Genomic DNA, 21,404 nt, shown 5'->3' with positions numbered 1-21,404 from the left:
ATACTTTAGCGAGAGCGAAGGCGTTAAATAGGTATTGCTTGTTGCCTTTGTGCCATACTTGCTTGGATGAATCATACCGCCCACCCGCGACGATGATGTGTAGGTGGGGATGTAGGTTGCGTTGCCTACTATGCGTATGCAGCACAGCGGTAAAGCCGAGTGCTCCTTTGCTCTGTCTTTTGGCGAAGCTTTTTAGCACGCTTGAAGCGACTTGGAACATCGTTTGGTAGAGTGCTTTTGGCGCGTGTCGAGCCAGGGGGTTGAGCTGGTGCGGTAGGGTGAAGGTCACCATAAAGTAATGGACGGGTAACAGCTTTTGTTTTTGACGGTTTAACCAGTCCGAAGTGGTGCGGTGTTGGCACTGGGGGCAGTGCCGATGTCCGCATGAGAGTGGCAGTCGGTCATTGTGGTGGCAATGGGCACAATACCATTGCGAGCGACCTTGTTGCTCTGTTTTACACCGTAACATCGCTTGGATAGCCGAGCGCATATCTGGGTTGAGTTGATTGGCATACTGATGTTCGAGCGCTTTTTTATGCGTGCGCAACAGTTCAATGAAGGATGTTCATGATTTTTCCGTGGCCCATGTGCTGTTTTCTTCAATGACGTATTATTTAGCATTGGTAGAGCGATTTGGTGACAAAGAGACCTTCCCGTTGGTCATTGATGCTCTTGGAAAGAGTGAGGTTCATCCAGTGATCGTTGATACTTTCTATTCAACGTATCAGATAAACAAGTCATAGCCATTTCGATGGATTGAAAGGCCCAACGCAAGGATTTAGTCGTCTTGGCGTTGGGTTTTGTGTTTTTAGCGCTTTGAGTTAAGTTATGAGTAGCAGGTTCAAAGATCATGTAAGGAACGTAATTTATTGGGCAGGAATTCTGAGGTGAGCGAATGATAAGTTGTAGTGACTACGATTATATTGAGATAGCGTGTATGGTTATCCAGTTAAACTAACGACGAAAGTAGGTCAGTTACTAGAAGGTATTGCATTCGATACGGCGCGTGATGATAGTGGCAATGAATGCCTTAAGCTGAAGACGAAAAGCACTGATATTTTGGTTGTATTGGATCAAATCGTAAAGTTGGAGACTCTAGTGGCTAACCCACATTTTTCTGTGGTCGTTTTTAAGTAATATTTGATTTCCAAGAGCACATTCACGGGACTTACTATTGATGGTAAATCTTCCAAGAAAAGGAATGGATAACTTGGCTTAATTTTAAGGATTAGAAATTGACGACATTAGTGCTTTGCTTGATTGTTGCGGCTCTCCTTCCTTATTTTGCGAAAATACCTGTTGCCATTGCTATGCATCGGGTGGGTGGGTACGACAATCATCATCCAAGAGAACAACAAGCGAAACTCAAAGGATTTGGAGAGCGAGCCTTAGCTGCACACCAAAATGCTTTTGAGTCTTTAATTGTGTTCGCCATAGCAATATTACTGGCAATAGCGACCGGCAATATGAATGAGACTGTTCAGACATTAGCAGTAACACACATTGGATTTCGGATTATCTATAACATTCTCTACTTGCTCGACAAAGCGACGTGGCGTTCGTTGTCGTGGGCAGTGGCAATAGGCTGCTCTTTTGCCATTATGTTTCAAAGTATTCCGAGTTAATGAAAGCTTTTTCTCCTTTTTCTGTTCTCTATTTAGCAGGATTAAGGAAGATTTATGAAATACGCAACACAATTTATTTCAATAGCACTACTTTGGTTAAGTTCGTGGCTAACCCGACAGCCTATGCTCCCCAGTATGGCGGATACTGCGCATGGGCGGTAAGCCAAGTTTACACTGCTAGTATCGACCCTAATGCTTGGTATATCTTGGAGAATAAGCTGTATTTGAACTATAGCAAATCGGTCCAGCAGCGTTGTCAGCAGGACATTAGTAGGAATATACAAAAAGCGGATTTACATTGGCCAGAACTACTCCAGAACTAATTTGCAACTAATATAGATTCTCATTTTCTTACGGTCATCGTAGTGTGCAATTGGGAGACGCGAAATGACTGTCGTGAATATGCTAAAAGGTATCGGTGAACTTGATGGACAAGAAGACGTTTAACCTGTCTTCAGTTTTATACCTAGCGCTCAGAAACACGGTTGCTTATTGGTATGATAGAGGTTCAAACAAGTCAGCATTAGGGCATTAAAATGGTGGATTTTACGACAGCGAAATGGGTATTCGCACCTAAAAACAGTGTGGTTGAGAAAGAGTCCGTTTCAATTACCACAGATCCTGAAACGGATTTTTGGCAGCGCTCATATTATGGCTTTCGACATGATAACGCGCCTGCCTTACAGCTAGAGACAAGCGACAATTTTACCTTTACGGCAAAAGTTCAATTCGATTACCAATCTCAGTTCGACCAATGCGGTCTCATCATATATCTAGATAGTGAAAACTGGTTTAAAGCCTCAATTGAGTATGAGAATGCACAATATTCCAGGCTAGGCAGCGTGGTGACAAACCTAGGTTATTCAGACTGGGCCACATCCGATATTCCATTGCCAAATGAGATTTGGTATCGACTCAGTCGCCGTGGCCCAGATTTCCTTATTGAATCGTCGTTTGATGGACAATCGTTTAATCAAATGCGAATTTTCCACCTTCATCAATTAGGCGAGACCACGGTTGATATGGGAAGAGCTAATCCACCGTTAGCCGCTCAAACGCCAGTGAAATTTGGTGTCTATGCTTGTAGTCCTTTGCCATCGTCATTTACTCCTAAATTCAGCGACATGAGCCTAGAGCCGTGTAAGTGGTTGGCTCATTCTGTTTAGAGATTAAGTTTTACACAGGAAGATAACTAAGCGGGTAAAACAAGCTCGCTTAGACTGCTTGCAAACAAGAAGAACAACATCAACCTATCGGGAAATATACATAATGTGATTCTACAGAGGCTTCGACGCATTTAGTTGTAATTGACCGTAATCACGGGTTTTTTAGTTGCGTCGTCGACACTATGTTTTGTGATAGGAGTTTGTTATGGGGTAGGGGTGTATATCCGAATATCTCGAACGAACGAGCCTTGCAAAATCAAGGCTAAGACGGTCTGCGTCTAGGTGTGGTGATATATGTGAGTGCCATGCCTTTGATGTGTTATGGTGATAGATGCCAAGAGATAGGAAGTCAGGATTTAGCCGCATGGATAATAACAAAACAGTATTGATCACCGGAGCTGGCCGTGGGATTGGCGCCGCCACCGCGACGCTTTTTGCTCAAAAGGGTTATTCGGTATGTATTAACTATCGGTCTGACGAGGAGGCTGCTTCGGCACTTGCAGAACGTATACAAGCACAAGGTGGGCGGTGTATCACTGTACAAGCTGATGTGTCTGATGAGAAAGAGGTTGTACGCTTATTCTCGACTATCGACCGTGAATTGGGCGCATTGTCGGTACTGGTAAATAACGCTGGTATTTTAAAGCTGCAGACACGGCTAGAGGCCATGTCTGCAGAGAGAATCAACACGATTCTAACGACCAATGTTACCAGTTATTTTCTCTGCGCAAGAGAAGCCGTTAAGCGGATGTCGACGCGCCATGGAGGTCGCGGTGGGAGCATCGTAAATGTGTCATCCGGTGCCGCGCGTTCAGGTTCGCCAAATGAGTATATTGATTATGCTGCGTCAAAAGGTGCCATTGATACGCTGACTAAGGGCTTATCACTGGAAGTGGCATCAGAAGGTATTCGTGTGAACTGTGTTCGTCCAGGTCTGATTTATACCCAGATGCACAGTGATGGTGGGGAACCGGGACGAGTAGATAGACTTAAATCGATCCTACCACTCGGCAGAGGTGGTCAGCCAGAAGAGGTTGCAGAAGCGATCTACTGGCTTGCATCAGAGAAATCGTCCTATTCTACAGGTAACTTTCTTGATTTGGCTGGTGGCTTATAATGGGGACTTCTCTGAAGAAACCTGTTGATAGTAACCGGCATTGAATGAGGTTAGCACTCTGGAGTCATTATTGCAGTTTGGTTGGGAACTTACTTTTCGATGCTGGTAAACAATAGAAAGGTTAACCAGCATCATGGGTTATTTATATCGTGCCTGTTTTAGAAGGCCGAGCAGTTCGTCTTCGGTGTTAGGTGTTCTCGCGAGTTTGAGTTGCGGAGAACTGCCTCCCCAAAGCATATAAGCGGTATCGGTACAATGGTCGTGATGAAACCACTTTCCATCAATGCATACGTCAGTGTAACAACGGGGATCTTTTTTTTAATTCCATCATGTTTGCCTCCTTGTGCTTAACACTATTACAACATAGAACCAATATTGAATTAAGAAGTTGATTCAAATCAATGAATTGCGTTTTTTAAGGAAGTGGAACGAGGGAGAACGCTTATGAGCTGCCAATCCAATGAACATTTATCTCAGTTAGTTGCGTTACTTCGTCAGGATAACCAGCGGCTAACATTGCTGGAGTCTGTCCGAGCACTGAGCGAGCCATCTTGTAAACTTTATGTCGCTGCGGGCTTTATACGAAATTTAGTTCGGGATTCATTACATCAGTATCATTTGGCGACGCCATTCAATGACATTGATGTGATTTACTTTAATACCAACGATAAGGGCCAAGTTAAAGAACGCTTCATCGAGAATGTATTATCAAATCAACACCCTAATTTTCGTTGGCAGGTAAAGAATCAAGCACGAATGCATGTTAGGAATGGCGATGAAGCGTATCAGAGCTTGCAAGATGCCATGACCTATTGGCCCGAGAAGGAAACCGCAGTTGCAGTCCGTTTATTAAAAGACAATCAGCTGGAGGTGATTCACGGTTTTGAGTTGACGTCGTTATTTACAGGAAAAGTGAGCTATAACAATAAACGCGACTACCAACAGTTTATGAATCGAGTGAATCAAAAACGATGGTTAGAACATTGGCCTAAATTACAACTACACATAGAAGATTTAGGCCAAAGTTAGCTCGCAGTTTATTTACCGATCGCAACGCCCTCGCGCCTTGGGTCAGCTGCGCCCTCTAATCCAGCATCAGTAATACGTATTGCGTGCAGACCAGAGTTAAGATCTCTCTTATCAACGCTATAACCCATGGCCTCGAATTGCTGCGCATAGTCCGCTAATGGTGTATTAATTTCCACATCCATAGTACCAAAGCGATTTATCATTCGTGGTTGATCGATAGCTTGTTGAATGTCCATTCCCCAGTCTATGTGAGCAATGATACTTTGTGCCACGTATCCAATAATTCGGCTGCCACCGGGCGAGCCGATAGCCAAGTATGGTTTGTTGTCTTGCATGACGATAGTCGGTGCCATTGAAGAACGCGGTCGTTTATTGTCTTCTACGCGGTTTGCTACCGGTTTACCGTCTCTATTGGCAACAAACGAAAAGTCGGTGAGCTCGTTGTTCAACAAGAATCCCGCAGCCATCAAGCGCGACCCAAACACGTTTTCAATAGAAGAGGTCATAGAAATGACATTACCTTGCGAATCGACAATATTGAAGTGGGATGTCGACGGAAGCTCAATGGCCCTATCTTGAGCGAGCTGTGCCGCTGTTTTCATTGGAGGGCTACCCGCGGAGGCTGTTTGCAGCGCCTCGTTTGGCGTAATGAGCTTGCTTCTCGCGGAGATATACTCTGGATTAAGCAGTCCCTTAACTGGTACGTTAAAGAAGTCGCTATCGGCCATATACAGACCGCGATCCGCAAACGCGAGTCTTGATGCGTCTGCTAATATTTGCCAGCTGGTAGGATTATTACTTCCAAGCTCATGTAATTTGAATGGTTCGGTTAACATCAGAATCTGGCCAAGTGTGAGCGCGCCGCTGCTTGGGGGACCCATCCCGCAAACATCGTATTGCTTGTAGGGGGCGCAGACCGCTTGTCGATTCTTTACTTGGTAGTTAGCGAGATCGGTTAATGATAGTTTGCCTGGATTATTGACAGCTTCTTTTTGAACGGCATTGACGATAGCTGCGGCAACGGGTCCTTTATAGAAACCGTCACTGCCTTTTTCTGCCATTGTTCTTAAGGTTTGTGCGTACTCCGGGTGTTTTAGTAAGGTTCCTGAGTCTTAGGTGTTCCATCTTTGTTTAGGAAGTACTCCGCTGTTGTTGGGTGTCTAGCAAGAAAATCGACGTCATTTTCAATGAGCATTGATAGTCTTTCACTTATCACAAAACCTTGTTCTGCTTTTTGTGCGATAGGCAATACTGACCTCAATACATTATTTTATTTGTTAACGCTACTAGTGTGAGAAAACCACTTGTATAAGTATAAGTATAAGTACGTAGAAAAGAACACTTCGAATAATATAAGTGTTAATTGCTTGTAACTAACATGTCACAATCTGAATGCATCATAGCGGCCACAATAGTAATAATGGTCAATTTAATGGCCTTTTCTTTATTAGAAAGGAAGTCAAAGTGAAGCATGTTAATCGAACTCCAGATCAAAGACCGCTTGATCAAGAACCAGAATTTAATCGATTTGTTGACGCTGCTATGTCGCGTCGTCGATTTTTAAAAGCAACAGGGGCCGCTGGAACAGCGGGCTTCTTTGCGGCCACTCCCATAGGTCAGGCTGTTGCCAATACAATGCCAACTAGATCACAGCTAATGGGCTTTGAAGCCATTCCTATTTCCACAACGGATACCGTGGAAGTACCAGAAGGTTATCAAGCAGATGTATTGATTTCATGGGGTGATGCGATTAAAAAGGGCGCGCCAGCATTTAGCCAGTCGAATAATGCACAAGCGCAAGAGCTGCAATTTGGTGACAATAACGACGGCATGACGTTTTTTCTAATTTCAAACGATAGGGCTGTTCTTGTTGTCAATAACGAGTACACCAACAACGAATATCTATATAAACATCAAGGCGACAACATTTCGGCAGATGATGCTAAAAAAGCACAAGCTGCTCACGGCGTGTCCGTTGTTGAATTGGAGAAGATCGATGGTAAATGGCAAGTAAACTTAGATGGCCGTTTGAATCGTCGAATCACCGCGTATACGGAAATGGAAATGACGGGGGTTGCGGCTGGTCATGAACTGCTTAAAACCACTGCAGATAAGTCGGGCAAGAAAATACTTGGTACGTTTAACAACTGTGCCAATGGACAGACGCCATGGGGAACGTACTTGACGTGCGAAGAGAACTTTAATGGCTACTTTGCCAATACGTCGGGCAGTGAATTGGGTGAAAGCTACAAGCGCTATGGTCTAGGCAACAAAGACAGAGGGTACGATTGGTATAAATATGATACTCGCTTTGATATGGCTAAAGAGCCCAATGAACCGCATCGTCATGGTTGGGTTGTCGAAGTTGACCCTATGAATCCTAATGCTACTCCGAAAAAACGCAGTGCTCTAGGTCGTTTCAAGCACGAAAATGCGGCCTTGACCATAAATTCCGATGGTTACGTCGTGGTGTATCTTGGTGATGATGAACGTGGTGAGCACTTATACAAGTTCATCTCGAAAAACAAATACGTTGCTGGCGCTGATTCTAATCGTGATCTTCTAGAGGAAGGAACGCTGTATGTCGCGAAGTTCTCAGGGACAGAAGGTGAACTAACTGGTACTGGAGAGTGGTTGGAACTGACTTGGGGCAAAAATGGATTAACACCAGAAAATGGATTTCCAGACGCGGCTTCAGTAATGATTTTTGCCCGAGAGGCTGCTACGCAAGTGGGGGCAACGACAATGGACCGCCCAGAGTGGGTCGCGGTGCATCCGGACAATCAATCTGTCTTCTGTACCCTTACCAATAACAAGTATCGTGGTGTGAAAGATTCTCAGCCATTGAATGCGGTCAATCCAAGGGAAACGAACCCTTATGGCCATATTGTTCGTTGGAATCCGACCAATGGAGATCATACAGCTGGAACCTTTAACTGGGGCATTTTTGTACTGGCAGGTAATCCAGAAGTGCATGAGTCGGGATTAATGGCCGGTAGTGATAACATTAACAAAGACAATATGTTCAACAGTCCTGATGGGATTGGTTTTGACCTCTCCGGAAGGTTGTGGATTCAAACCGATGGAAAATACTCAAATAAAGGTGACTTTGCGGGTATGGGCAATAACCAGATGCTGTGCAGCGATCCTCAGACGGGTGAAATTCGCCGTTTTCTAACCGGTCCAATCGCTTGTGAGATTACAGGACTCACGTTTTCTCCAGACTATAAGGCTATGTTTGTTGGTGTGCAGCATCCTGGCGAAGACTTAGCGCCATCAAACTTTCCTGAAGGTGGGACATCGATTCCGCGTTCATCGGTAATGATGATAACACGCAGCGACGGTGGTGTTATCGGCGCTTAACATTATCATAGAGAGGCTCCATGAGAGTCTCTATGCCTTTCCGAACTAGGGGGGGAGCAATACCATACCATTGCCTTGATCGCTTTGGAGTACAAAAAAGATAACCAAGATAATAGCGCCCAACAGTGGGATCAAATAAAGAAATAACCACCAATCGCTCCTACCTGTGTCATGCAGTCTTCGGCATCCAATTGCAAGCGTGGGAATGAGCACCGCGAAGGAGTATAGCGTTCCAAATAGCGCAAATTGGTCACTCCCTGACCCTATAATCCTATCGATGATGTTGAAGACGATGGCGACAACAAAACTGACTAAAACGTAACTCCAATACTGTCTTCGGGTTGCTCGGCCATTAAAGCTGGCATAATTGTTTGTTAACACATCGATGTAGTTATTCAGATATAGTTGTAGTGCCTTATCTCTGAGATAGGTAAAATCGGTGGGGAACGTGTGGCAAGAAAGGGAATCTACGTACTCTGAGAAGTGTAGTAAGAGCTTCTGTTAGAGTGTAGTGTTCTTCGACATCGCTAGAAGGCTCATGAGTATTATAATCATGAGCCTTTTTTATTTTTCAATAAGGTATTGAAATAGTGACTTATCATAACCTGTTGAATAACTTGTGGGAAAGATCACATATTCATGAAAAGCACCAAAATAATATGTTTTGCATCAGCATGGTGCTTAGGCGTTTATAACAAGTGTTAGATTATTTGTTATAGTGATTATTTAACTATTAGCTCTAATTAAATAAATTAGCAATTTCAGGTGGGTATATTATTAGTTTTAAAGATAATCTCGGTAGGGTGTTAATTTGTAATAGAGTGTTATACATTGCTACTAGTCATTATTTTGGTGCGTTCCAAGCTTATATTGATGGGTTCATCTAATGTAAGGTTATGTTTTATTGAGCATTGTTGTGATTTAGCTTGGTGAAAACGTCGTGTTACTTCGTGTGATGGTCAATGTAATTTAGTGATTTCATAATTGTGATCAGTATCTAATACCTGTTCGCTCTGCAATTTAAGTGCTGACAATATATTAAGATTTCGTTAATTTAACTATTCAAAAGTCAAAGCGTAATAAAAGCTGATTAATATCAACAATCAAATCAGTCAATACAATAAATACGCGACTGAAATGTCTAAATTTAGTTTGTTTACATCAATAGCTAAATGCTAGTTGCTAGGAATGGAGTCATTAATGAAGAAGCTCGCAATAATAACCGGTTCAAAAGGCGGAATTGGTTCCGCTATATCATCTGCAATTGTCGATAAAGGATATCGTCTCATTGCTACCTATAACACAGGTAATTACACATGTGCGAAAGAGTGGTTCGACAGTAAGGGGTTTACAGAAGATCAGGTGAGGCTGTTCGAACTGGATGTTACGAATACCGAAGAGTGCAATGAAAAGCTTAACCAACTTCAGCAAGAAGAAGGGACGTTTGATTTGGTGGTAAACAATGCTGGTATCACCAGAGATGGTCAGTTTAAGAAAATGAAAGCTGAAGCGTGGTTTGATGTTATCAACACCAATCTGAATAGTGTTTACAACGTGACGCAACCACTGTTCGCCGCTATGTGTGAGAAGGGCAATGGTCGGGTTATCAATATTTCTTCCGTAAATGGCCAGAAAGGTCAGTTTGGTCAAGCGAATTACGCGGCTGCAAAGGCTGGAATGATTGGGTTTACCAAAGCGCTCGCTTCAGAAGGCGCCAGATCTGGAGTGACTGCAAATGTTGTTGCACCAGGATATACAGGCACGCCTATGGTTGAGGCCATGCGCGAAGATGTTCTCGACTCGATTAAAAGTACTATTCCACTGAAACGCCTAGCAAAACCAGAAGAAGTTGCCGCAACGGTAGCATTTTTGGCAAGTGATGAAGCGGCTTACATCACAGGTGAGACGGTTGCCATTAACGGCGGCCTATATATGGCGTGATAGAGGGATTACAGGATGGAAAGAGTTTTTATCGTTGCGGCGAAGCGTTCTGCAATTGGTAGTTTTGGCGGCAGCCTTCAGGGCATTACCGCTGGAAAATTAGCCTCAAAAGTGATCACTGGCGCGGTAGCAGCCAGCGGCATAAACGTTAACGATATAGATGAAGTGATTGTCGGTAATGTCGTCAGTGCGAATCAAGGAATGGGTGTCGGTCGACAAGCTTCAATTTATGCAGGTATTCCAGCGGAAGTGCCCGCTTATACACTCAACATGGTCTGCGGTAGCGGCATGAAAACGTTAATGGACGCTGTGTCACACATCAAGTCAGGAGAGGCGGAAGTGGTCGTTGCGGCAGGTGTTGAGGTCATGTCGCAAATCCCGTTTGCTATGCCTCCATCAGCGCGTTCAGGACATAAAATGGGAGATATCCTTGCCAAGGATCTGCTCGTTTCTGACGGGCTTACGGATATTTTCAATGGTTACCACATGGGAGTGACAGCGGAAAATATTGCCAAGGAAATCGATATTTCACGTGACGATCAGGACGCGTATGCGTTAATGAGCCAGCAAAAAGCGGCGGCAGCTATCGAGGCGGGTAAGTTTAAAGAAGAAATTCAGCCTATTGAAGTAAAAGTGAAGCGTCAAAGTATCGAGTTTTCCACCGACGAATACCCCAAGCTCGATGCGACGATACAAGGGTTATCTAAGCTACGTCCTGCCTTCGATCGAGAAGGTACTGTGACCGCAGGCAATGCGTCTGGAATTAACGACGGAGCGAGCGCATTGATTGTTGCTTCGGAGTCTGCGGTTGAACGTCTTGGACTGACACCGCTGTGTGAAGTTATCACATGCGCTCAAACGGGTATTACGCCCGAGCTAATGGGCCTGGGACCAGTTCAAGCGGTATCTCAAGTGCTTAGCAAAGCAAAATTAACACTCGAGGACGTTGATGTATTTGAACTGAATGAAGCGTTTGCAGCCCAAGCGCTAGGCGTCGTTCGCAGTTTAGCATCAGAGCATGCTGTCTCGGCTGAATCAATTCTACAAAAAGCCAACCCGAATGGAGGTGCTATTGCACTTGGGCACCCATTGGGAGCATCGGGTAATCGAATCATCGTCACTCTAATACATGAAATGTTGCGTGAACAAAAAAGTATCGGCGTCGCATCTTTATGTGTGGGCGGTGGAATGGGAACGGCAGTGCTTTTGAAAAACTGTCAGTTTTAATCGTTGTTGTTAATAGCTCAATACTGTGTTGTCGGATTCCCAAATATTAATGGGATAGTTATATAAATTGGAAAATATTTCCTAGGAGAAATAATTATGTACACGGATATCTTTAAAGTTTTCAATGAACAGTCAGAAAAAACGTTTGAACCATATGTAAAGTTCAACAAATTGATGACTAAAAATGTAGAGACACTCACTGAACTTCAGCTTAATGCTATGCGTTCTTACAGTGAGCTTGGATTAAGCCAAATAAAAGCAGCATCTGAAGTTAAAGATGCTTCTTCATTGGCTGTTTTTAATAGCCAACAACTCAATACATTGTCTCGCCTATCACAGCAAATGATGGATGACAGTAATAAGCTGCAGCAAGTTGCAAAAGAATTTAAAGAAGATATTGAAGCTCTAACAACTGAAACAGTAAAAGCTAACGCACCAGCGTAATGAATCAGTTTATTTATTAGGGTTGCGGGGGCACTCGTTCCCGCAACCTTTTTTGTTTTCCAAGAAAAGGGTTTTAACTATGTTTCAAAACTTCTTTTCGGACTACCTTGTGAAACTGCAGGAGAGCAACCAGCAATGGTGGAAAGACTTCGAGCAAGGCAAGGCAGCCGTTAATAGCCCTCTAACTAAAGCAATGCAGGAACTCAATGCAGAAGATACTGCTGCTTTTATGGATAAGGCTTCACAGCAACCCGCTGCGATGTTGGACATGCAAACTAAGTGGTGGACTCAACAGCTAGAAATTTGGCAGCGAGTGGCGCTACAAGCAAATAAAGAAGCGGTCGTTTCTGAAGAGAAAGGCGACCGTCGCTTTGAAGATGACGCGTGGAAAGAGGAAGCGTTCTACAACTTCATCAAGCAATCCTACGTTCTGTTTAGTAAAACCTACCTAGAAACCATCAATTCGGTGGAAGGTGTCGATGAGAAAATCAAAGAGCGATTGACGTTTTTCTCTAGACAAACATTGAATGCGCTCTCACCAACGAATTTCATTGCTACCAATCCTGAGCTACTTAAACTCACTGTAGAGCAAAATGGAGAAAACTTACTGGCTGGTCTACAACAGTTCCAAGAGGATATTGAGGCCAGTGCTGATGTGCTGAAAATCAGAATGACCAACACTGCCTCGTTCCAAATAGGGGAGCATGTTGCCAATACGGCTGGAGATGTGGTCTATCAGAATGAACTGTTTGAGCTGATTCAATATCGTCCAACGACGGAAGTGGTCAACTCCACACCCTTACTTATCGTTCCTCCGTTCATTAATAAGTACTACATTCTTGACCTGCGCGAGAAAAACTCGATGGTCAAGTGGTTGGTTGAGCAAGGCCATAGTGTATTTATGATGTCGTGGCGCAATCCAGGAGCGGCTCAAGCTGAGGTGGAATTTGGTGATTACGTGACGAACGGAGTCGTCAAAGCAGTATCTGCTATTGAGTCGATCACAGGGAAAGATCAGATCAATGCTGCCGGATACTGTATTGGCGGTACTGTTCTCGCGTCTACGGTCGCGTATTATGCCGCCAAACGAATGAAGAAACGCATAGTCTCAGCGTCATTCTTTACCACTTTACTCGACTTCAGCCAACCGGGTGAAGTAGGTGCGTATATAAATGACACTATTATTCGCGCTATTGAACTACAAAATAACGCTCTTGGGTATATGGACGGGCGCTCATTGAGTGTGACGTTCAGTTTGCTGCGCGAAAACAGTCTGTATTGGAACTACTATGTCGACAATTATCTCAAGGGTAATAGCCCAGTGGATTTCGACCTTCTGTACTGGAACAGCGATAGTACCAATGTGACTGCTGCCACCCATAACTTCCTGTTAAGAGAGCTTTATCTTGAAAACAAACTGATTCAAGAAAAAGGCGTTAAGGTCGGTGGAGTGTGGATAGACCTCGATAAAATACGTATTCCAAGTTACTTCATTTCGACCAAGGAAGATCATATCGCTCTTTGGCAAGGCACTTATCGTGGTGCACTGAAAATGGGTGGTAATAAAACCTTTGTACTTGGAGAGTCGGGACATATCGCTGGCATAGTGAATCATCCAGAAAAAGAGAAATACGGTTTTTGGACCAATTCTACCCTAGAGGAGTCGGCAGAAGAGTGGATTGGCAATGCTGAGCACCAGAAGGGCTCTTGGTGGCTGCATTGGAATGAGTGGCTTCAACAGTTTAGTGCCGAAGAGAAAGTAGCACCATTTTCGATAGGTAATGAAGAGTACCCTATATTGAATTCGGCGCCTGGACAATATGTGTTGCAAACCTTACCTGTGCACGATTTGTCTTTAGATGACACCAAATCGTAGCCCCAGAGCTCCCTCGTAAATGAAAGGACCAAATGGTCCTTTTGTTTTTAGAAGTATCACGTGCTTTTATCGGTAACATACTTTTATTCTTCCCCGGACATCGTAACATTGTAGCCAAGTTAGTGGTGTAGAGGTTGCTATGGAAATTGAAACGTTAGAACAAAAAGTCAGTTATATCTATGGTAGAGAAATTGCTTTGGAACTGGCCAAGAAGTCGTTTCCTAAAATGAATATTAAGATTATTCAAGAGGCGATAATGGACACTTTTATGCAGAAAGAGTGGCCATTTGATCCTGCGGAAAATGAAACACTAAAACAACAAATGGAAGAGCAGCGTAAAGCGACTGAGCATCAACTTTGTATCGAGCAACAAGAGTTTGAGCGCCGGTTCTTTGAGAGAAATAGCGTTCGTGAAGAAGTGACGACGCATAGCTCAGGGATTCAGTATGAAGTTGTTGTAGCAGGGAGACATCCTAATCCAATAACAGCAGAGAGCCGATTCAATCTACGACATAAGACTTGGCTTCTAAATGGACGACAAGTGGATGGCTCTGCTCATTTATCTGAACCGCTGTCCATGTCCTTGAATCAAGTTCCGGTATCTTGGTTGGTGGCGTTGAAACAGATGCAGGTTGGAGCGACTTGGTGTTTGTATGTACCTGGACATTTAGCTTATCGAGAGGATGAACATCCTCTTATTCCTGAAGAAACAGCGATTATTTTTGAGATCAGCCTCGAGTCAACCCATTGAAATAGATGATAGTGCTGTATTATTCAAACGCTTGGCATTATATGCTATTCGTTTGAGTTTAATTAATATGGTATACTGACCTCACTGTTAGACATTAATAATTCTTATCCGAAGTTTGAAAGAAGATAATATCACCTAGGCATTTTTAAGTTATATTGCATGCTGTTTTGTTGCTTATTTGTGGCTTTTTGGTTTTTTTGCAGTATTGGCTAATAACAATTTGAGTGATCACTGTCACAGTGCAGGACCTCAAAACAAATTTATTATTCAATTCGTTAGCGTCTAACTGCTAATCTGCTCCGGCTTTTTGATGTCCCCATCTCTAAGCAAAATAAAAATAAGGAGTAATTATGACTAATACCAAAAAACCAATGTCACTGACTACACGAGTGATTATCGGTATGGTTGCAGGTATTTTGACTGGCTTCGCGATTCGAAGCTTGTTCGCTGAGAACGGATTTGTAGACGCATACATCGTCAATGGCTTGTTCGAAGTTGGTGGTCAAATTTTTATCGCTAGCTTGAAGATGCTAGTTGTACCTTTGGTTTTCGTATCGCTAGTTTGTGGTACGAGTTCTTTGAAAGACGTGACCACTTTAGGCCGTTTAGGTGGTAAAACCGTTGTTTTTTATGTAGCGACCACCGCAGTAGCGATCACGTTAGCTCTGACCATGGGTACGATCTTTCAACCAGGAGCAGGAGCCGACTTGACTGCGGCTAGCTCATTTGCCGCCGCGGAAGCACCATCTTTAGGGCAGGTCATTATTGACATGTTCCCAACCAACCCTATTAGCGCGATGGCAGAGGGTAAAACACTTCAGGTGATTGTGTTTGCTGTCTTGTTTGGCATTGCAATTAGTGCTGCTGGTGAGCCAGGTGAGCGAATTGCAGCTGTGTTCAGCGACCTTAATGAAGTGATCATGAAGTTGGTTGCGCTACTAATGAACATTGCGCCTTACGGCGTGTTCTTCCTAATGGCTAAGTTGTTTACTGGCCTAGGTTTAAGCGCCATCTTTAATCTTGCTGAGTATTTTTTCGTTCTGACGGCAACATTATTACTACACGGCTTAGTCACTTACAGTGTCATGCTTAAATCGTTTACGGGTTTGAGTCCGGTGACTTTCTTGAAGAAGATGGAAGACGCCGTTATGTTTGCCTTTTCTACCGCTTCATCTAACGCCACCATTCCTGTCACAATGGAAACGGCTCAGAATCGTCTTGGTGTCGATAACAAAGTGGCGTCCTTTACGATTCCGCTAGGTGCAACCATCAACATGGATGGTACGGCTATCATGCAGGGCGTTGCGACGGCGTTTATTGCTCAGGCGTTTAATATTGATTTAACTATGGGTGATTACCTAACGGTTATCTTAACAGCTACTCTGGCTTCGATTGGTACTGCTGGTGTCCCTGGAGTGGGTCTAATCATGTTGGCGATGGTGCTTAACCAAGTTGGTCTTCCACTAGAGGGTATTGCACTTATTATGGGTGTTGACCGCCTACTTGATATGATTCGTACCGCAGTAAACATTACTGGTGATAGTGCAGTAACTTGTATTGTTGCCAAATCAGAAGGCGCATTGAACATTGATAAGTTTAATGATCCTGCTGCTGGAGAAAATGAAGAAAAAGTGGAGTTAGCGTGTCGCTAAAGTGTGCTAATTAACTTTAAAAAGGGGGGAGAATGATCAATCATTCTCCCCCTTTTTCTATCTACTATTCTGCGTTGCTAACTCTGAATTTTCCAAAGTAATAAAGCGCGAGACTGCCCCAGACAAGTACTTGAATCCAAAGTTGAGTCCAAACGCCCCGTATTTGGGACCATTCAGCGCCCATTTGGTTAAGCTTTAAGAATCCATTGATTGCTGGTTGGGTTGGGAAGATAGCCGCAAACCACTTCATCGGTTCTGGTAGCATTTCCATTGGCCAAATAAACCCAGCAGAAAAAATGAGTGGCATGGAACTTAATAAGACCACAACCGTTACCAATTCCCTGCGTGGTGTGATGGCACCCAAAAAGATGCCGATTAAGCAGGAGGCAAGCAAGAAGGGCAGCATAAACGTAAGCAGCTCGATGGGCTGAGCAAGTTTACTAATCCCATACATATCAAAGCTAGCACCGAAATAAAACATACCTAGTAGATAATAGATAACAACGATAACTAGACTGCGCACAGCGACAACCGTAAAGACAGGCTGCGAGCTCCAATAACCTTTACCTTGGCGTTGTGTTCCGCCCACTAGACCAGATGCCATCGCAAGTGTTTGTTGAAGAATAAGCACGAACACGGCAGGGACAACGTAATCGATATAGCCCAGACTGGGGTTAAACGTCGGCTTAGCGTTAAGTTGAGTGGCCGCATATTGCTTACTGGCCAGCTCTAGAGGAACGCCATCCGCAAGTAGCGTGGTCACTTTAGCTTTTGCTGCTAATGTGCCTCCTGCCTGAGCGAGTCCCTCTACAATCGTGCCATACACCAAAAATAGCGCTGCATCTCCTGCGTAGGCCAAGACTGGACTTTTGCCCAGCATCAAGTCTTTATAGAAGTGTTCAGGAATGACTAAGAAGCCTGAAATGTCACCGTTTAAGAAGGCTTGTTTAGCTGCTGCGATAGAATAGTCCCGCTGCACTACTTTCACATTGGGCGTCGCATCAACCATTCTTTCCAGCCGAAAACTGGTTTGACTCATATCTAAGTTGACGACAGAGATTGGCAGCTCTCTGGGGATCTGCTTAGCGTAGGGAAGTGGATACAAAAACGAATAAAATATCACACCACCAAACACGGTCAAAACGACGACAGGGTTGGTAAGAATGGCTTTGAGTTCGAGTTTTACATGTTCAAACAACGTCATGCTACTAACTCCTTACTCATGTGTTTTTTGATCAAAATCGACGTTAACAGCAAAGGGATGAGGTAGCCCACCATTGGCGTTAAATGAGAAAGTGACTGCAATGCGGTGACGCCGTAACTAGCTTGGCTCACTTGCACTTCAATATAGTGGCTGATTGGTAACAGCTCTCTCCAAAATAATGCGAGAGGGGTCATGTCCCTTGCAGGAAACGTAATGCCCATGAACGCAAAACTTGGCGCAGTGTATGCGCCCGCAAAGCTCATGGCCCGAGCTGCATCACAGGTCAAAAAGAAAAACAGCGCAGCCATTATCATACAACTCACGGTAGTGACCACTTGAGCCACAAAGAGAACAACCCAGCTACCTTCCATTGGCCAACTGATTAAGTCGTAGAACCAAATCAGAAACAAGCTTCCTTGCAGCAAGAACCATAAGAAATAAGGCAGCAAGGTTTGTGCTAAACGGGTTATTGGTTTTTCTTGACCCAGCCACGAAGCTAATCCAGAAATACGGTAATTGGCACTCAGAACGAGCACAGTAAACGAGACGATAGCAATTTGCCATATAGCAGGGACGATCGCTGTAACCAAAAACTGAGCGTAATTAGTGCCTTTATTAAATAGAGGTGTAATCTGAGTTCTTACGTTGACGGCTTTACCCATCGCAGCCGCACCCGTGGTGTCGCCTTTGGCTAACGCTTTCACTACCTCGACTTGAGCATTGAATGTTCCTTGTGCTTGTAAGGCAGCCGAGTTCACCAAACGGCCAACGAGAATGTATTGGCTGTTATAGAAAAGCGTTACTTCAGGTCGCAATGATTTTGTCACCAATTTATCAAAGTCATGAGGGACAAAGAGAATGGCGTAAATGTCACCCTCTATAAGGGCGTTGTGTGCTTGCCCAATATCATCGTATTGATGATCAACGCTCAACGTCGACGTAGCGTCATAGTTTCGGATGAGCTTTTGTGAAAGTTGGCTTTTACTGAGGTCGACGACACCAATCGGTAAGCTAGTCGCGATTCCTTGGGAAAATATCCAATAAATCGACAGACACAGAACGACAGGCACCCAAGTGAGACAAGATAATAGCCATTTGTCATGGCGTAAAATATGCCATTGGCTATGAAACTGGCTTTTAGCCAGTTTACGTTTAGCGAGTGTCGGGAGAGAATGAGACATAATCGTGTCCTACATCTCAACGACTAAGCTCATACCCATACGAAGCGGTACATCTTTATCTACTGGGCGCGCTTCCACTTCAAATGTGCGAAGATCGAAACCCTGAGTTGCGTCAGTTGAGCGCCATGTCGCAAAATCACCCATCACAGCAACGTGAAACACCTTAAAGGTCACGCTTTCATCAAGAGCAGGTAAGTAAGCGTCAAATTTTTTGCCTTTCTCGAACTGCCTTAATAAATCCTCACGTACATTAAGCACTGCCCATGTGTCTTTGGTATCAATAACCGTGACAACTGGAAATCCTTGGGGTGCCAGTTCACCACTGTGTAGTAATACTTGAGAAACTTCACCATCAAACCAAGAATGGATCTTCGTATCGGCTGCATAGGCTTCGACTTCGGCCACGGCGCCTTCCGCCATACGAGCTTTTTCTGCTGCCGCGAGTTTGGTTTCAGAGCGCGCACCTTCTTTGGTCATTTGATACATTTGAAATGCTGCGCTTTCAGTGTATTTGGCGGCTTGCCACTGCGTCATCGCTTCATCACGTTTCTGCTCTGCGACCACACCATCTTTATATAGGTTGTTGACTCGTAGATAGGTTTTCTGAAGTAATTCTGCAGCAGCTTTTGCTTTACGCCATTGGTCCTCTGCTGCTTGAATCTGTTGCTTACGTGCTCCTATTTCCGTCTCCTTGGCAAGGGCTCCGGCGGCTTTTTGTCCTGCGACTGCTTGTTCGAGTTTGGCTTCAATTTCTGGGCTATGAATAGTAAAAACAAGCTGCCCTTTAGAGACTTCGTCTCCTTTACGAACTAAAACTTCATCGATACGACCAGGGACTTTGGAAGAAATACTGTATTGCTGAGACTCAATTTGCCCTTGAAGGCGAAATGGGGCCGGTTGGTAGGCCTCGTGGAATTTGTATCCAACCCAGCTAATAATTGCAATCGTACCCAATGTCAGTAGAGTGGGTTTTACCTTGTTCATGATGCATCCTTCGTTCGTAGTTGGGCTGGTGTAATAGCGTTATATTTGTACGTAGAAAAGTTGTTCATCTCACTAGAGAGAGCGAGCAATTTGTTTAACGACAGCAAGTATTGGAAGCTCGCGGCGTCTTGTTGGGTTTTTACACTGGCTAGGTACAGCTCAGCATCAACCACATCGAGAGAGCGACCCAAACCTTGAGAAAAGGCTTTCTGGCGTAGTTTGAGGTTCTCCTTAGCAAGTTGGATACTGGTATTCAACCCTTGTACTTCATCGAGTGCTTGCTGTGCTTCTAAGTACGTTTTCTCAACTAAGACACTTAAGTCTTGTTTTGCTTGCTTCTTTAAAAACTGCACTTGCGACACCGCACTATTAGCCGCTTTCATCTGTTCACTGCGGCCGGTGTTTTCAAGAAGAGGGACACTCACGCCAATACCGACTAACCAATCAGGCTTAAGCTGTCCGGCCAGCGAATCTCCGTGATACAAGCTGTAGTCACCGTAGGCATAGACCTCTGGGAAATATTTACCTTTTTCAGCCTTCATCAAGCTACTTGCTTGTTTCTCTTTTGCATCAAGAATGGCAAGACCAGGATAGGTGTTTAGAGTTTGATCAACGAAAGCATCCAGTGGTGGGAGGTTTTCGTTGATAAAGAGTTGGTCACGAGGTTCTACGGTTTCAGATTGCCCTAAAACTTGAGTGAGGGCAGCTTCCGCGATATCCAAACTGTGTTGTGCTTTCTTGCGCTCCACCACCGCTTTTGCCAATGAAGCTTCTGCTTGAAGGCGTTCCACACGAGCAATTTGCCCTTGCTCCTCAAGTTTGATAGCAAAGTCTCGGTGCTTGGTGAGGCCTTTCTCTGCCGCCATTCTGGTGTCGACGACATTACGTGCGAGCACCACACTAAAATAGTACTTACTCAAGTCTTCGTATCGAGCTTGAACTTCCATTGCAAGCTGGCTTTGAGCTTCTTCTTTTTTACCTTCGGCGGCGGTTTGAGCCGCGGTGATTCGACCGCCTGTAAAAATTGGCCATACCGCTCGGATAGAAGAGGTGAATATGTCTTGGTTTTCAATGGTGGAAGTAATGCCTCCAAGAGCACTTGCTACCTGTCCTAAGTCGAGGCCTAATGCTCCCGCGGGTATATTGGGGACTCCACTAAGACTATCAGCAAACTGCGAGCCGTTTAAAGTCACATCTTGATCCAATCGAGTGTAATTAGCACCGAGCGTGACCTTAGGTAGGTTTAAGCTACCGCTAGCATCTTGTAAGTGCCCGTAACGCTCTACGTTAGCTCTTTGCGCGGCTAGAGAATTGTTGTTTTGTTGAAGCAACTGCCAGGCTTCATCAAAGGAGACTTCGGCGGCATAGCTACCGAAAGAAAGCGCTCCTAGCAATGCGCCCACGACCAACGGTAGGGACCTTATCTTCATGTTTGCTCCAAAACAGATGTTAATAAATTAATTAGAGTATATGCTCTAATAAAATGCTGTGCAATAACCTAACTATAGATCCTTTTTCCTATTCCACGCAGTTAAGTATCTAGAAGCTAAACAATATATTTCAATCGATAAAGCCAAAAAAAAGCAACGACACATTTGGTGTTGTTGCTTTTTTTAATGTTGTTACTTTTTTTATGTGATCACCAAGCGATTCTGTCGTACCTTAATTACCAAGCGACTTTGTCGTTAGCCTAATTACCGAGGGAAATTGACGGTCCTACTTTTTACGTAATCCTTTGACTATCACTGTGAATTAGTCAAAGGGTGTATAGGATGATCGTTATGGATGCTAAATCCCAACTTACCGTGGATGTCATTGCTAAAGTGGCACTTAACAAAATATCT

General features: G+C 44.2%; 18 protein-coding genes and 3 pseudogenes. 14 read left to right on the top strand and 7 right to left on the bottom strand.

Translation table 11 applies throughout. From position 1 onward, the window contains the following. On the bottom strand, nucleotides 1-556 hold a 556-nt coding region (locus tag VTH8203_RS08315; protein WP_167385802.1), incomplete at its 3' end, for an IS91 family transposase. Here VTH8203_RS08315 and VTH8203_RS24465 point away from each other — a divergent pair. The 7 genes and pseudogenes from VTH8203_RS24465 (at nucleotide 555) to VTH8203_RS08275 (ending at nucleotide 4,937) form a co-directional block, all read left to right on the top strand. Beyond that, nucleotides 555-743, top strand: a complete 189-nt coding sequence (locus tag VTH8203_RS24465) for a hypothetical protein (protein WP_158296095.1) — start codon at nucleotides 555-557, stop codon at nucleotides 741-743. The two genes, VTH8203_RS08315 and VTH8203_RS24465, sit on opposite strands and share 2 nt — an antisense overlap. 152 nt (nucleotides 744-895) lie before the next feature. Further along, nucleotides 896-1,137, top strand: a pseudogene (locus VTH8203_RS08305) (Rho-binding antiterminator). Between the two features lie 98 nt (nucleotides 1,138-1,235). Then, on the top strand, nucleotides 1,236-1,625 hold the full coding sequence (locus VTH8203_RS08300) for an MAPEG family protein (RefSeq protein WP_096993249.1): 390 nt from the start codon (nucleotides 1,236-1,238) through the stop codon (nucleotides 1,623-1,625). Between the two features lie 74 nt (nucleotides 1,626-1,699). Next, nucleotides 1,700-1,948, top strand: a pseudogene (locus VTH8203_RS08295) (YHS domain-containing (seleno)protein); the annotation flags it as partial. Nucleotides 1,949-2,161: 213 nt separating this feature from the next. Then, entirely contained in the window at nucleotides 2,162-2,791 is a 630-nt protein-coding gene (locus VTH8203_RS08290) for a DUF1349 domain-containing protein (RefSeq protein ID WP_167385801.1), read from the top strand. Nucleotides 2,792-3,155: 364 nt separating this feature from the next. Beyond that, nucleotides 3,156-3,908, top strand: a complete 753-nt coding sequence (locus tag VTH8203_RS08285) for an SDR family oxidoreductase (RefSeq protein ID WP_096993247.1) — start codon at nucleotides 3,156-3,158, stop codon at nucleotides 3,906-3,908. A 444-nt stretch (nucleotides 3,909-4,352) separates the two neighbouring features. Continuing rightward, entirely contained in the window at nucleotides 4,353-4,937 is a 585-nt protein-coding gene (locus VTH8203_RS08275) for a nucleotidyltransferase family protein (RefSeq protein WP_096993245.1), read from the top strand. 8 nt (nucleotides 4,938-4,945) lie between these two features. Here VTH8203_RS08275 and VTH8203_RS08270 read toward each other — a convergent pair. Beyond that, nucleotides 4,946-6,189: pseudogene (locus tag VTH8203_RS08270) on the bottom strand (gamma-glutamyltransferase family protein); the annotation flags it as partial. A gap of 290 nt (nucleotides 6,190-6,479) precedes the next feature. Here VTH8203_RS08270 and VTH8203_RS08265 point away from each other — a divergent pair. After that, entirely contained in the window at nucleotides 6,480-8,300 is a 1,821-nt protein-coding gene (locus VTH8203_RS08265; protein WP_208617727.1) for a PhoX family protein, read from the top strand. A 45-nt stretch (nucleotides 8,301-8,345) separates the two neighbouring features. On the opposite strand, the gene VTH8203_RS08260 is transcribed toward VTH8203_RS08265, so the two are convergent. Further along, the gene (locus VTH8203_RS08260) at nucleotides 8,346-8,681 is read right to left on the bottom strand and encodes a DUF805 domain-containing protein (RefSeq protein ID WP_244181171.1); all 336 of its coding nucleotides are present in this window, start codon (nucleotides 8,679-8,681) and stop codon (nucleotides 8,346-8,348) included. An 819-nt stretch (nucleotides 8,682-9,500) separates the two neighbouring features. On the opposite strand from VTH8203_RS08260, the gene VTH8203_RS08255 reads away from it, so the two are divergent. The 6 genes from VTH8203_RS08255 to VTH8203_RS08230 all read left to right on the top strand — a co-directional run bounded on the left by VTH8203_RS08255 (nucleotide 9,501) and on the right by VTH8203_RS08230 (nucleotide 16,191). Beyond that, a complete protein-coding gene (locus VTH8203_RS08255; protein WP_096993242.1) occupies nucleotides 9,501-10,241 on the top strand; it encodes an SDR family oxidoreductase in 741 nt (246 codons plus the stop codon). A 15-nt stretch (nucleotides 10,242-10,256) separates the two neighbouring features. Further along, on the top strand, nucleotides 10,257-11,468 hold the full coding sequence (locus VTH8203_RS08250) for an acetyl-CoA C-acetyltransferase (RefSeq protein WP_096993241.1): 1,212 nt from the start codon (nucleotides 10,257-10,259) through the stop codon (nucleotides 11,466-11,468). Nucleotides 11,469-11,564: 96 nt separating this feature from the next. Then, complete coding sequence (locus VTH8203_RS08245) at nucleotides 11,565-11,912, top strand: phasin family protein (protein WP_096993240.1); 348 nt, start codon at nucleotides 11,565-11,567, stop codon at nucleotides 11,910-11,912. Between the two features lie 79 nt (nucleotides 11,913-11,991). Beyond that, the gene (gene phaC / locus VTH8203_RS08240) at nucleotides 11,992-13,788 is read left to right on the top strand and encodes a class I poly(R)-hydroxyalkanoic acid synthase (protein WP_096993239.1); all 1,797 of its coding nucleotides are present in this window, start codon (nucleotides 11,992-11,994) and stop codon (nucleotides 13,786-13,788) included. Between the two features lie 139 nt (nucleotides 13,789-13,927). Continuing rightward, nucleotides 13,928-14,539 carry an FKBP-type peptidyl-prolyl cis-trans isomerase N-terminal domain-containing protein gene (locus VTH8203_RS08235; RefSeq protein ID WP_096993238.1) on the top strand — a complete coding sequence of 204 codons (612 nt, stop codon included), beginning with the start codon at nucleotides 13,928-13,930 and terminating at the stop codon, nucleotides 14,537-14,539. A 350-nt stretch (nucleotides 14,540-14,889) separates the two neighbouring features. After that, nucleotides 14,890-16,191, top strand: a complete 1,302-nt coding sequence (locus VTH8203_RS08230; RefSeq protein WP_096993237.1) for a dicarboxylate/amino acid:cation symporter — start codon at nucleotides 14,890-14,892, stop codon at nucleotides 16,189-16,191. A 64-nt stretch (nucleotides 16,192-16,255) separates the two neighbouring features. Here the strand turns inward: VTH8203_RS08230 and VTH8203_RS08225 are convergent, their stop codons facing one another. From VTH8203_RS08225 to VTH8203_RS08210, 4 genes are read right to left on the bottom strand one after another with little or no spacing between them, the layout of a single operon-like run. Next, nucleotides 16,256-17,395: an ABC transporter permease gene (locus VTH8203_RS08225; RefSeq protein WP_096993236.1), complete on the bottom strand. Its 1,140-nt coding sequence runs from the start codon at nucleotides 17,393-17,395 to the stop codon at nucleotides 16,256-16,258. Continuing rightward, a complete protein-coding gene (locus VTH8203_RS08220) occupies nucleotides 17,392-18,576 on the bottom strand; it encodes an ABC transporter permease (protein ID WP_096993235.1) in 1,185 nt (394 codons plus the stop codon). Before VTH8203_RS08220 ends, VTH8203_RS08225 begins: the two co-directional genes overlap by 4 nt. Before the next feature lie 9 nt (nucleotides 18,577-18,585). After that, nucleotides 18,586-19,560 carry an HlyD family secretion protein gene (locus VTH8203_RS08215; protein ID WP_096993234.1) on the bottom strand — a complete coding sequence of 325 codons (975 nt, stop codon included), beginning with the start codon at nucleotides 19,558-19,560 and terminating at the stop codon, nucleotides 18,586-18,588. Then, nucleotides 19,557-20,990 carry a TolC family protein gene (locus VTH8203_RS08210; protein ID WP_096993233.1) on the bottom strand — a complete coding sequence of 478 codons (1,434 nt, stop codon included), beginning with the start codon at nucleotides 20,988-20,990 and terminating at the stop codon, nucleotides 19,557-19,559. Before VTH8203_RS08210 ends, VTH8203_RS08215 begins: the two co-directional genes overlap by 4 nt. Nucleotides 20,991-21,404: the final 414 nt, after the last annotated feature.

It is taken from the genome of Vibrio thalassae (assembly GCF_900089835.1).
In the GTDB taxonomy this organism is placed as follows: domain Bacteria; phylum Pseudomonadota; class Gammaproteobacteria; order Enterobacterales; family Vibrionaceae; genus Vibrio; species Vibrio thalassae.
This window is presented reverse-complemented; position numbering and strand designations above follow the sequence as displayed.